General features: G+C 73.3%; 8 protein-coding genes. 3 read left to right on the top strand and 5 right to left on the bottom strand.

Features of this window, described 5'->3' with window-relative positions; translation table 11 throughout:
- Positions 1 to 7 precede the first annotated feature (7 nt).
- Together ACFWFZ_RS23935 and ACFWFZ_RS23930 are read right to left on the bottom strand one after the other, a co-directional pair.
- On the bottom strand, positions 8 to 577 hold the full coding sequence (locus tag ACFWFZ_RS23935) for a hypothetical protein (RefSeq protein WP_387124849.1): 570 nt from the start codon (positions 575 to 577) through the stop codon (positions 8 to 10).
- Positions 578 to 954: 377 nt separating this feature from the next.
- Positions 955 to 1,302 carry a hypothetical protein gene (locus tag ACFWFZ_RS23930; RefSeq protein ID WP_387124848.1) on the bottom strand — a complete coding sequence of 116 codons (348 nt, stop codon included), beginning with the start codon at positions 1,300 to 1,302 and terminating at the stop codon, positions 955 to 957.
- 643 nt (positions 1,303 to 1,945) lie between these two features.
- On the opposite strand from ACFWFZ_RS23930, the gene ACFWFZ_RS23925 reads away from it, so the two are divergent.
- The gene (locus ACFWFZ_RS23925; protein WP_387124846.1) at positions 1,946 to 2,719 is read left to right on the top strand and encodes a CAP domain-containing protein; all 774 of its coding nucleotides are present in this window, start codon (positions 1,946 to 1,948) and stop codon (positions 2,717 to 2,719) included.
- A gap of 68 nt (positions 2,720 to 2,787) precedes the next feature.
- Here the strand turns inward: ACFWFZ_RS23925 and ACFWFZ_RS23920 are convergent, their stop codons facing one another.
- Positions 2,788 to 5,802: a bifunctional [glutamine synthetase] adenylyltransferase/[glutamine synthetase]-adenylyl-L-tyrosine phosphorylase gene (locus ACFWFZ_RS23920; protein ID WP_387124845.1), complete on the bottom strand. Its 3,015-nt coding sequence runs from the start codon at positions 5,800 to 5,802 to the stop codon at positions 2,788 to 2,790.
- A gap of 754 nt (positions 5,803 to 6,556) precedes the next feature.
- Here ACFWFZ_RS23920 and ACFWFZ_RS23915 point away from each other — a divergent pair.
- On the top strand, positions 6,557 to 8,653 hold the full coding sequence (locus ACFWFZ_RS23915; protein ID WP_387124843.1) for a PIG-L family deacetylase: 2,097 nt from the start codon (positions 6,557 to 6,559) through the stop codon (positions 8,651 to 8,653).
- A gap of 301 nt (positions 8,654 to 8,954) precedes the next feature.
- Positions 8,955 to 11,024: a PIG-L family deacetylase gene (locus ACFWFZ_RS23910; RefSeq protein WP_387124842.1), complete on the top strand. Its 2,070-nt coding sequence runs from the start codon at positions 8,955 to 8,957 to the stop codon at positions 11,022 to 11,024.
- Between the two features lie 91 nt (positions 11,025 to 11,115).
- Here ACFWFZ_RS23910 and ACFWFZ_RS23905 read toward each other — a convergent pair whose 3' ends face one another.
- On the bottom strand, positions 11,116 to 11,781 hold the full coding sequence (locus ACFWFZ_RS23905; protein WP_387124841.1) for a histone deacetylase: 666 nt from the start codon (positions 11,779 to 11,781) through the stop codon (positions 11,116 to 11,118).
- A gap of 165 nt (positions 11,782 to 11,946) precedes the next feature.
- Positions 11,947 to 12,201, bottom strand: coding sequence for a hypothetical protein (locus tag ACFWFZ_RS23900; RefSeq protein ID WP_387124839.1), 255 nt, complete (start codon positions 12,199 to 12,201; stop codon positions 11,947 to 11,949).
- Positions 12,202 to 12,221 lie beyond the last annotated feature (20 nt).

Here is a 12,221-nt window from a genome sequence, read left to right as displayed (position 1 = left end):
CGACAGCCTACCCAACCACCCAAATGAGATGGCCTCTTATAGGTGGGTGCGGCCTGCTCTTTCTCGGAGTGGCAGGCCACCAGCGTGGCGTCGAGGTCCAGAACCAGGCCGGAAGTTCTCGTCCGCCAGCCCGAGCAGCAGGTATGCCCTCGCCGGTCTCGGCGGCCTGCATCCAGGCGACTTCCCGGACTGAAGCGCGGGCCGCTCGCAGCGAAGCGAGTGCAGCCTCGTCGATGTCGGCGAGCAGCCGCCAAGCCGTGGGCGTGGAGGCGACCGGGCCGAACACCCCTGCCTGGTCCCGCAGCACGGCCAGATCCGCGATCGCCTCGCCGCCATCGGCGAGCATCACCGCCAGGTCGGTGGCGACCCGGCCCGGATCATGGCCGGTCCCGCGAGGCCGGAGCGGCCTGAGCGCGGCGGTCAGTCCGGTGGCATCGGCGAGATCCGCCAGCAACCGTGCCCCGGAATGACCGACCACCCCCGAACCATCGGGACTGACATGGACCCTGGGACGCAACCCGATACCCTGCACGTAGAAAGTGCCTTCCGCCTGGACCGACCCCTCAGCAAGGTTCATCGTCCCAGGTCAGGAAGGCACTTTCGCGTTTCCGACTCCACAGTCAGCCGTACCCAAGTGAAACGGCGAGGCTACCTGCTGGTGGTCAAAGCCAACCAGCCCGAACTGCACCGCCGACTGCGGTCACTGCCGTGGCAGGACGTCACCGCCGCCGCTACGACCGCGAGATCGGCCACGGCCGCCGGGAGACCCGCGCGACCAGAGCCCTCACCGTCACCGGTCTCGGCCTCGACTTCCCCCACGCCGCCCAGGCCGTACGCATCCTGCGCCACCGCACGGACCTCAAGACCGGCAACGTCAGCCGCCAGACCGTGTACGCGATCACGGACCTGACCTCGCAACAGGCCTCGCCCCAGCAGCTCGGCCAACTCGCCAGGTCACAGTGGACCATCGATAACCGGCTCCACTTCGTCCGTGACACCACCTTCGCCGAGGACGCCTCGAAGATCGAGGCTGACGCTCAGCAGCCGGGTGGACTGCTGCACGTACTTGTTGACGGCCCCCGCGAGTATCACGTAGGCGGCCCGGCGGATGTCCGAACGGCGGGCATGGGCTTCCCCCCGGCGGGTGTCCTTCGCCTCGAAGTAGGCGAGCGTGCTTCCCGTCAGACCGGCCAGGGCGCCGATCAGCGCTCCCACGAGCGCGGCGGTCGCGGCGCTCCCCCGCCTCGGACGCCCGCCCGCACCGTCGTCGCCGGCCTTGTCCTTCTTATCCGTCTCCGTCACGCGGTACCCGTACCGCGGCCGGAACGGCCCGGCACCTGCAACCACCTGTAGGCACGAACACGAACGCATCGGGGCTGCCAGGAAGGAATTGCGCGGACGATCACGACCGCCCGCCGTCCCGATCTCTTTCCTCCCTCGGCAATTCCTCCGAATGGGCCGCCGAGAATGCGGGCAGGTTCTCGCCGGCCCTCGCTCCGTGCCCTATCGCCGCACCAGCGGCCACATCCGTCGCGGCGCGAGTCTCGACGCCGCGATCCGGGACCCGGTTGCGTGACATGCGTCACGGCGGGAACCTCGGCGCCGGAGGGCCTCCCGGGCGTGCCACCCCATCGACATTTCGATATTTGTCCGTTTTGGATTCGACATTCCCCTCTCCTACGGGAACGGAATCGCAGCTACCGCCTTACCTTCCCCCTACTTCCCTGGTCACGGCCGCTCCTGAAGACACATCACATGGTTGTGCCGGTGACCAGATCGTGACCATGCACGATCACCGGCCCGTTTCAAGCCGCGTGCCGAATCCCCTGTGTGAGCGCGAAACGGAAACTTGCCAGGCCAATGGCGGGCTTCTAAGAATGTCGACCATTCCGGCGTCCCGCAGTTCCGGCGCCGGAAGCTTCGCGATCACCGAATGAGGTTACGCATGCAGAAGCATCGGAAGAAGAAGCAGCACCGGAAGATAATCATCGGCCTCAGCACGCTGGGAATCGTGGGCGTTCCCACGGCCGCCATGGCCTGCTTCGACACGGGCGGCGACGACTCCGGCCGGACCCGCACCGTGAGCCACCAGGCGCAGCGCCCGTGGCAGTACGTCCCCACGGCCGATCCGAACACGGCGGTCCCGGTGGAGGTCCCGACGACGCCGAGCAGCACCCCGGCGCCCGAGCAGCCGGCCCCGGAAGCCTCCCAGCCCGCCGCCCAGCCCTCGCAGGCGCAGCCGCCGCAGGCCAAGCCGCAGCCCGCGAAGCCGCCGGTCACCAGGAAGCCGCAGGCGCCCCAGCCTCCGCAGACCGCGCCCGCACCGGCTCCGACCGCCGCCTCCGGCTCCGTCGCCGCCGTCCTCGCCCTGGTCAACCAGGAGCGCGCCGCCGCCGGATGCCAGGCCGTCACCCTGAACGCGAAGCTCACCAAGGCCGCGCAGGACCACAGCGCGGACATGGCCGCCCACAGCAACATGTCCCACACGGGCTCCGACGGCTCCGACCCGGGCGCGCGCATCACCCGCGCCGGCTACGCGTGGAGCACGTACGGCGAGAACGTCGCCTACGGCTACAGCACGCCCGAGAAGGTCATGGAGGGCTGGATGAACAGCCCCGGCCACCGCGAGAACATCCTGAACTGCTCCTTCAAGGAGATCGGCATCGGCCTCGCCCAGCCGAACCACTACTGGACCCAGAACTTCGGCACGGCCCGCTGACACCCGCCGCCCCACCCCGGCCCCCGGCTCCCGGCACCCCAGCGCCGGGGGCCGGGGGCCGGGGCCGGTCAGCCTCCGTAGAACAGTTCCTCGACCACCGCGCGGGCGCGGCGCGTGATGCGGCGGTAGTCGTCGAGCAGCTCGCCGACCGTGCCTTCGGCGTAACCGAGGTAGCGGCCCACCGCCGCCAGTTCGCGGGCCTCGGACGGGAAGGTGTCCCCGGCGCGGCCCCGCACCAGCATCACGGCGTTGCGGACCCTGGTCGCCAGTACCCAGGCCTCGTCCAGGGTCTGCGCCTCGTCGGTCGGGATCAGCCCGGCCGCGTGGGCGGCCGCGAGGGCCTCGCGGGTACGGGTGGTCCGCAGGCCCGGTTCGGCCCAGGCGTGCCGCATCTGCATCAGCTGCACGGTCCACTCGACGTCGCTGAGACCGCCGCGGCCCAGCTTGGTGTGCAGGGTCGGGTCGGCGCCCCGCGGCATCCGCTCCGACTCCATACGGGCCTTCAGCCGGCGGATCTCGCGTACCGCGCCCTCGCCGAGGCCCTCGGCCGGGTAGCGCAGCGGGTCGATCAGCTCGATGAATCGGCGGCCCAACTCCTCCTCGCCCGCCACGGGCTCGGCCCGCAACAGCGCCTGGCTCTCCCAGGTCAGCGACCAGCGCCGGTAGTAGGCGGCGTAGGAGCCCAGGGTGCGCGCCAGCGGGCCGGAGCGGCCCTCCGGGCGCAGGTCGGCGTCGATGAGCAGCGGCGGGTCCGCAGTGGGCAGCTGGAGCAGCCTGCGCATCTCGGCGATGACCGTCTGGGCGGCCTTGGCGGCCTCCTGTTCGTCGACGCCCTCACGGGGTTCGTGGACGAAGAGGACGTCGGCGTCGGATCCGTAGCCGAGTTCGTGGCCGCCGAAGCGGCCGACGCCGATGACAGCGAAGCGGGTGGGCAGGGTGTCGCCGAAGTGCGACTGCACGGCGGCGCGCAGGGCGCCCGCGATGGTCGCCGCGGTGAGGTCGGAGACGGCCCCGCCGACCCGGTCGACCAGGGCTCCGTGGTCCTCCTCGGCCGGGCTGTCCTCCGTACCGTAGGAGCCGATGATGTCGGCCGCGGCGGTGCGGAACAGCTCGCGGCGGCGCACCCCGCGGGCGGCGGCGACGGCGGTCTCCGGGTTCTCGGCGCGGCCGACGGCAGCCAGGACCTCCTGGACCAGGGCCTCGTGCGTACGGGGCGCCAGGCCTTCGGGGTCGCCGAGCAGGGCCACCGCCTCGGGGGCCCGCATCAGCAGGTCGGGGGCGAGGCGGCCGGCGGACAGTACGCGGGCGAGGTTCTCGGCGGCGGCGCCCTCGTCGCGCAGCAGGCGCAGGTACCAGGGGGTCTTGCCGAGGGCGTCGGAGACCTTGCGGAAGTTCAGCAGACCGGCGTCCGGGTCGGCGGAGTCGGCGAACCAGCCGAGCATCACCGGCAGCAGGGTGCGCTGGATGGCGGCCTTGCGGGTGACACCGGAGGCGAGGGCTTCGAGGTGGCGCAGGGCGGAGGCCGGGTCGGCGTAGCCGAGGGCTTCGAGGCGCTGGCCGGCGGCGCGCGGGGAGAGCCGGGTCTCGCCGGGGGCGAGCTGGGCGACGGCGTCGAGGAGCGGCCGGTAGAAGAGCTTCTCGTGGAGGCGGCGCACCACGGAGGCGTGCCGGCGCCAGGCCTTGTTGAGCTCGGCGACGGGTTCGGTGCGCAGGCCCATGGAGCGGCCCAGGCGCCGCAGGTCGTTCTCGTCCTCGGGGACGAGGTGGGTGCGGCGCAGCCGGTAGAGCTGGATGCGGTGCTCCATGGCGCGCAGGAAGCGGTACGCGTCGTGCAGCTGGGAGGCGTCGGCGCGGCCGACATAGCCGCCGGCGGCGAGGGCGTGGAGGGCGTCGAGGGTGGTGCCCGAGTGCAGGGTGGCGTCGCTGCGGCCGTGGACGAGCTGGAGGAGCTGGACGGCGAACTCGACGTCGCGCAGGCCGCCGGGGCCGAGCTTGAGTTCGCGGTCGACCTGCGCGGCGGGGATGTTGTCGACGACGCGGCGGCGCATCTTCTGGACGTCGGGGACGAAGTTCTCGCGTTCGGCCGCCTGCCAGACCAGGGGCGTTATGGCGTCGATGTAGTCGGTGCCCAGGGCTGCGTCGCCGGCGACGGCGCGGGCCTTGAGGAGGGCCTGGAACTCCCAGGTCTTGGCCCAGCGCTGGTAGTAGGCCAGGTGGGAGGCGAGGGTGCGGACGAGGGGTCCGTTGCGGCCCTCGGGGCGGAGGTTGGCGTCGACGGGCCAGATGGTGCCCTCGACGGTGGTCTCGGAGCAGATCCGCATCAGGTGCGAGGCGAGGCGGGTCGCGGCCTGGAGGGCCTTGGCCTCGTCCGTGCCGGTCGTGCCGTTCGGGCCGTTCGGGCCGTAGGCGGCCTCCCCGACGAAGATCACGTCGACGTCGGAGACGTAGTTGAGCTCGTTGCCGCCGCACTTGCCCATCGCGATGACGGCGAGGCGGCAGAGCGCGGCGTCCTCGGGGGCGGCGGCGGTGGCGATCCGCAGGGCGGCGCGGAGGGTGGCGGTGGCGAGGTCGGCGAGCTCGGCGGCGGTCTGGGCGACGTCGATGGTGCCGCAGACGTCGCGGGCCGCGATGGAGAGCAGGCAGCGGCGGTAGGAGACGCGCAGGGCGACGGGGTCGTGGGCGTCCGCGAGGCCGCGTTCGAACTCGGGAAGTCCGGGGTGCAGGTCGGCGGCCTCGTACGTGACGAGGCCGATCCAGTCGCGGGGGTGGCGGGCGAGGTGGTCGCCGAGGGCCTCGGAGGCGCCGAGTACGCCGAGGAGGCGGTCGCGGAGGGGTTTGGCGCTGACGAGGGTGTCGAGGAGCCCGGGGAGCTCGCCGGGGGGCTGCGCCTCGGCGAGCCGGACCAGCCCGCGCAGGGCCAGGTCGGGATCGGCGGTCGCCCCGAGGGCGTCGAGCAGCACGGGATCGGCGCGGACGGCGGCGAGCGCGTCGGAGTCGAGCAGCCGGGCGGCTGCGGAGGGGTCGGTGAAACCGCTGCGGAGCAGCCGGATGAAAGTGCTGCTCCTGCGTCCCGGGATCGTCATCCCGCCGCCTCCCGCGGTCGTCTCTGCCACTGCCTGGGCTCTGCGTTGCACTGCCCTGACCTGCCTGGGTCGAGCCTAGTGCTGTCACCGCGAAGGTTCACCGGGCCACGGCGCCCGGCTCGGCACCTCGCCGCTGGGTCGGACCACGTACGTACGGCCGGTACGAGCCGTGGGCCTCCGCTGTGCGATGCACCGCACCGGACGCCGAGACCTGGCAAACCTTCCCGGCCGCAGCACTGGTCAGAGCAAGCGTTCGACTCACCGGGACGTACCATGGCATGGATTATCGGATTATCTGAATACTTATCGTGTGATGGGGCTCGCTCCCCGCCGACCGGCCACGAGGAGCCCCATGTCCGACGGACACCCCCGCCCCGGCCCCACGGCGGGCGGAGCGCCGGGCCCGGCCCCTGATCCGACGTACCAGTACGGGGAGTACGGGGGGTACGAGCCGTACGGGCAGTACGCAGGGAACCGGGAGCCCCAGCAGTACCACCAGACCCACCTACCCCACCAGCACCAACACCCCGAGCCCGTAGGTGAGTTTCGCCATGCCCCGCAGCCCGGCTGGAGCGGCTGGGCCGACGGGGGCGGCCCACCGCGTCAACTCCCCGAGCAGCACGCGCCCTTCGTGCCACCACAGGCGCAACAGGCGCAGCAGTCAGGCGCAGCCGCGCCGCAGGGGTCGGACGGCGCACGCGCAGCCGGGGGCGTGCCGCGGGCGCGGCGGCGTCGGGGCGGTGGTGGGTCGGAGGTGGAGCGGGGCCACCGGTGGGCCGGTCTCGTCAAGGGCGTCGCCCTCTGCGCGGCCGTCGCCGCCGCCGGGATGCTCGTACTCCGGGCCGGCGCAGCCGTCGACGGCCTGGACGGCTCCCCCGCGGCCCCGGCCGGCCCGGACCCCGCGCCCGTGGCCGCCGGCGCCGTACCCGACCCCGGCCGCGTGGTCCAGATCATCGCGCACCCCGACGACGACCTGTACTTCATGAATCCGGACCTGCGTTACTCCATATCCGCCGGCCACCCCGTCACCTCCGTCTACCTCACCGCGGGCGAAGCCGACGGTGTCAACGCCACCCCCTCCAAGGGAGCGGGCACCGCACCCGACAAGCCCGCCTACGCCGAGGCCCGCCAGAACGGCATCCGCGCCGCCTACGCCAAGATGGCCACCGGCGACCGCAGCAGCGCCTGGAACCGCACCGTCGTCCCGACGAAGGGCGGCGGCCACGCCGAGGTCGACGTCCTCGTCGCGAACCCCCGGGTCAACCTGGTCTGGCTGCAGCTGCGCGAGGCCGGCCACGGCTATGCCGACGTGCCCGACAGCCTGCACGGCCTCTGGGACGGCAAGGTCGCCCGGCTGGAGTCGATGCTCTCCTCCGGCACCCCGGTCACGCAGCGCTTCGCGTACTCGAAGGACCAGGTCGTCCAGACCCTCGTCGGCGTCCTGGAGCAGTACACGCCGACCACCGTCCGCTTCCAGGACCCGACCCCCGGCCGGTACCCGGACACCCGGCAGTACGCCGACCACCAGGACCACATCTACGGCGCGCGCTTCGTCCAGATGGCCACGGCCGTCTACGCGAAGGACGTCAAGGACCGCCCGCACTTCGCCGTGCAGAACTACGTCGGCTACTTCAACAGCTCCCTCCCCAGCGCACTGGACCCGCAGGAGGCGAAGGAGAAGCTCGACAGCCTCGACACCTACGCCTGGCTCGACCGGCAGAACCACTGCGGCAGCCCCGCCGGCTGCGGTGACCTCAAGGTCTCCGACCACCCGGCGGGCAACCGCTGGACGGACTCCATCAACTACGCCCGCGGCACCGGCACCAACTGGCTGACCTCCGACAAGGACCACGGCCTGTGGGCCTTCAAGGTGCTCGACGGCCAGGTCGCCGTCTGGCACCGGCCCGGCCCCGTCGGCCCCTGGCGGGGCCCGGACCTGCTGCCCGGCACGGGCATGGACCCCGGCGCCTCCGCCGTGACGCTGAAGGACGGCCGCATCGCCGTCTTCGGCACCCGTACCTCCTTCGGGGCGCGGCCCGCCGACTACAGGCGCGAGGTCGTCTACACGGTCCAAAAGACTCCCGGGGCGGACGGGTTCGGGGAGTGGCATTCGCTCGGCACCCCCGAGCCCGCCGACGAGGCGTGGACCTCCGACATCAGCGCACCGGCCGTCTCGGTCGACGGCGCCGGGCAGCTGGCGGCGTACGTCCGCGACGGCGCGTCCAGCCTGCGCGGCCGGGTGCAGCAGGCCGACGGCGGCTGGGGCCCCTGGGAGAAGCACGGCGGCGAGGACCTGCACGGCGCCCCGGTCACCGCGACCGACGGCTCGGGGCGGCGCGTGGTGCTGTCCGCGACGTCGAGGACGGTCGTCGGCTGGGCGCAGCCGAAGCCGGGCGCCCCGCTGGGCCGGGTCACGGCCACCGGGCTGCCCGACACCACGCTCCCGCTGACGGCGGAGGGCCGTGAGGGCGGGGTACGGCTGTGGTTCCGCAAGCCCGGCTCGGGCAACGTCCGTACGGCCCTGATGACCGCCGACGGCGGGCTGAGGGTCAACCACATGACCGACCTCGGCGGGCTGAACGGCTTCGGCTCGGTGACGGCGAGCGGGCACGTGCTGGCGGGCCGCACGGCCGGCGGGCAGCTGGGCGCCGAGGTCGGGCCGGGACGGCCGTGGGGGCGGTCGCCGCTGATGTTCGTCGGCGCACCCTCGTCGACGATGACCGGGAAGAACATGGTCAGCCTGGCGGTGGTGGGGCTCGACGCCCGCCTGTACGTGACCTCGTCGACGGACGCCCCGGACGCGTACCTGGCGCCGTGGCAGCCGGTGGGCCCGCGCAACGCGGCTCCGTAGCGCGAGCGCCACGCGACGTCCGCGACCCCCTGCACCCGCCGCCCCCGGGCGGCCCAGCAGCACCCGCCACACCAGGCGGCGCGCAGCACCCGCAGCACCCGTCACACCGGGCGGCCCCATAACAGCCGGCACCCTCGGCACGCCCGGGCCGGACGAGTTGCCTCCACTTTGGCGGCACTTACCCGGTCTTCTCCGGAAGGCAGCAGCCATCAGCCGCTTCGGTGAACCAAGTTGACCGATTCGGCCTCTCTCTGACTGCTCAGCGATTCCTCCTGCCCGGAACGAACCCAAGGCGTGCCCGATGCCCGTGACCCGTCGCCGCTTCGCGGCCCTGCTCACCGTGCTGACAGCCGGCACCACCGGCGTACTCTCCATCCTCTCCGTGGCCTCCGGCCAGCAGACCTCCGCCGGGGCCGCCCAGGAGAAGAACCCGACCGCCGTCCAGCCCGCGAGCGTCACCTCCGGGTCGGTCGTCCAGGTCGTCGCGCACCCCGACGACGACCTGTTCTTCATGAACCCCGACCTCAGCCGCTCGCTGGCCTCCGGCACCCAGGTCACCACCGCCTACCTCACGTCGGGCGAGTCCGACGGCCGCAACGAGGCGCACGGCGGTGCCGCCGAGGACCCCGCACAGCCCGCCGACCGCGCCCACTACGCGGAGGCACGGCAGAACGGCATCCGCTCCGCCTACGCCCAGATGGCCACCGGCGACCGCACCAGCGCATGGCGGCGTACGGTCGTGCCCACCGCCGGCGGAGGCCGCGCCGAGGTCGACGTCCTCATAGCCGAGCCGCAGGTCAACCTGGTGTGGCTGATGCTCCGCGAGGCCCGCAGCACCGGCGAGGACACCCCCGAGAGCCTGCGCGGCCTGTGGAACGGCCGGATACCCGCGCTGGAGTCCCAGCTGACCGCCGGGACCCCGGTCAGGCAGGGCTTCTCGTACACGAAGGACCAGCTGATACAGGCGATGGCCGGGGTCCTGGAGCAGTACCGGCCCACGACGATACGGATGCAGGACCCGACGCCCGGCCGGTACGGCGAGAAGGGCCGCTACACCGACCACCAGGACCACATGTACGGCGCCCGCTTCGTGCAGGCCGCCACCGCCGCCTACGCCCAACAGGTGCAGCGGCGCCCGCACTTCTCGGTGCAGAGCTACCTCGGCTACCACAACAGCACGCTCCCGCACTCGCTGGACCCGCAGACCGCCGAGACGAAGACCGGCTACCTGCGGACCTACGCCTGGCAGGACCGCCAGGACCACTGCGGCAGCCCCTCGGGCTGCGGCGACCGCAAGGTCGCGGGCAACCCGACCGGGCGCAACTGGGCCCAGTCGCTGCGCTACACCCGCGCCGACAACGCCTCCTGGCTGACGGAGGGGACGCCCGGCCGCCTCTGGGCGTTCACGGTGCTGGACGGCCGCATGGCGTACTGGACGCGGGACGCCGCCGGCGACTGGGAGCGACCGGTCTTCCTCGCGGGCACGGGCATCGACCCGGGCGCGACCGCCGCCCGGCTGCCCGACGGCCGCGTCGCCGTCCTCGCCACCCGCACCGTCCTCGGCCCCGCCCCCTCGGACTACCGGCGCGAGGTCGTGTACGCCGTCCAGGGCGCGCCCGACGGGGCGTTCGGCCCGTGGCAGTCGCTCGGCACCCCCGAGAAGGGCGACGACGACGGCACCTCGGCGATCAGCGCGCCCGCGGCCGGCGTGGACGGACGGGGCCTGCTCACCGTCTACCTCCGCGACTCCCGCCGCACGCTGCGCGCCGCCGTCCAGCAGCCGGACGGCGGCTTCTCGCCCTGGCAGCGGCTGGGAGGCGAGGACCTGCAGAGCGACCCGGTCACGGCGGTCGACTCCGCCGGGCGTCGCCACGTGTACGCGACGACCACGACATCGGTGCTGGCCTGGACCCAGGCCGACGCGGACGGCCCCCTGCGCGGACCCTCGCCGACGGGCCTGCCGGCCACGACGATCCCGCTGACGGCGTCCCCGGACGGCGCGGGCGTCCGCCTGTACTTCCGGCGGCCCGACTCGGGGGTGGTGCGCACCGCCGTGGTCACGGCGGTGCCCGCGACCAGGCCCCGGGTCTCCGCCGTGACGGAGGCGGGCGGCCGGGCCGGCTACGGCGCGGTCGGCGCGGCGGGCCGCCACGTGGCGGGCCGCGCGGACAGCGGCACGGTCAGCACCTCGGGCCTGGGCGGCCCGCCGGCCTGGGCGGAATCCGGCATGCTCTTCGCGGGCGCCCCGGCGGCGGTGGAGGAACCCGACGGCACGGCCACCACGACGGTCCTCGGCCTGGACGCCGAACTCCACACCACCACGACCCCCGCCACCCCCACCCGCCCCACGTGGCACCGGGCGGTCCGCTGACGCCCAGGCCGTGTCTTCGGATCCGGCTTGGGCGTCAGGGCGCGGCCCGGGCATCAGGTCCCGGCCCGGGCGTCAGGTCCCGGCCCGGGCGTCAGGGCGCGGCCGTCAGGAGGGTGTGGATCCGGTCGGGGGTCCAGGTGCCGGCGGCGCCGGGGCAAGCAGACAGGTACGCGGCGGTGTCCTGTGCCGTCCAGGGGCCGGAATCCAGGAGGCCGGCGGCCAGGTGGCGCAGATACGCGGCGGACGGCGTGCGCAGCTCGACGTCCCCGAGGGTCCACGGCGCGGTGAAGGTCACCACGGGGATCTGGTCGATCGTGCCCGGGCAGACGAGGGTCTCGTACCGGCCGGGGCCGAGGGCGTGGCGGCCGTCCCGCAGGACGGTCGTGAGGTCGAGGTCCGCGCCCGGTTCCCGGGCCATCTCCTGCGCGGCGATGTCGGACAGCTGGCCGGTGGTCACCAGGTGTGCCCGCACGCGGATCCGGCCGGGGGCGCTGGGGTCGTAGTAGCCCCGTCCGCCGGTCCACACCAGGGACTCGGTGGCGAAGTACAGGCGGCCGTCGAGCTCGACCGGGACCGAGCGCTCGGGCGCGCGCCGGTCGCGACAGCCCGGGTGGGCGTGTGTCGCCCCCGGCGGGATGCCGCCGGCGATGTAGGCGGCGAGGCGGTCCATGTGCATGTTGGAGCCGTAGGAGGCGTACCAGACGCGTTCGGGGGCGGGGATCGCCCGGGTGAGCGGTCTGACGGCGTGTACGGCCATGCACGGGTCCTCCGGGCTTCGGGGTGGGGGATTCCGACAGTCCGCCTGTACACGCCGGGCCGATCACATGCGGCTTGTCGGGCAAAACTCTCCCCAAGTGGTCCGGGAACGCCGCGGGGGCGGCCGACGTCGCCGTCGGTCCGCCCCCGGGCGCGGGCCGCCGGATCAGGCACCCAGGTGGCTGCCCTTCGCCCACTCCCGCTCGCCGTCCTTGAGGCAGGTGGAGGTGTAGATCGGGCCCGTGAACGCCGGCTTGGTGGCGGGCACCGCGGCGAGCGAGGAGCAGTTCGACGAGAAGCCCGCGCGACCGCCGGAGAAGTAGTCGATGTCGACCCCGTCGTTGGCCAGAGCGGCACCGGCCCCGCCCAGCAGGATGCCCGCGGCCAGGACGGACGCGGTGACAGCAGAACGAATACGCATGACTCCCCTAAGGATCTGTG

It is taken from the genome of Streptomyces sp. NPDC060232 (assembly GCF_042726555.1).
Lineage (GTDB): Bacteria > Actinomycetota > Actinomycetes > Streptomycetales > Streptomycetaceae > Streptomyces.
This window is presented reverse-complemented; position numbering and strand designations above follow the sequence as displayed.

Excerpts from the sequence above, each read along its gene's own strand:
- ACFWFZ_RS23935 (WP_387124849.1), bottom strand. The coding sequence starts at position 577 with ATGAACCTTGCTGAGGGGTCGGTCCAGGCGGAAGGCACTTTCTACGTG.
- ACFWFZ_RS23925 (WP_387124846.1), top strand. The coding sequence starts at position 1,946 with ATGCAGAAGCATCGGAAGAAGAAGCAGCACCGGAAGATAATCATCGGC.
- ACFWFZ_RS23920 (WP_387124845.1), bottom strand. The coding sequence starts at position 5,802 with ATGACGATCCCGGGACGCAGGAGCAGCACTTTCATCCGGCTGCTCCGC.
- ACFWFZ_RS23910 (WP_387124842.1), top strand. The coding sequence starts at position 8,955 with ATGCCCGTGACCCGTCGCCGCTTCGCGGCCCTGCTCACCGTGCTGACA.
- ACFWFZ_RS23905 (WP_387124841.1), bottom strand. The coding sequence starts at position 11,781 with ATGGCCGTACACGCCGTCAGACCGCTCACCCGGGCGATCCCCGCCCCC.
- ACFWFZ_RS23900 (WP_387124839.1), bottom strand. The coding sequence starts at position 12,201 with ATGCGTATTCGTTCTGCTGTCACCGCGTCCGTCCTGGCCGCGGGCATC.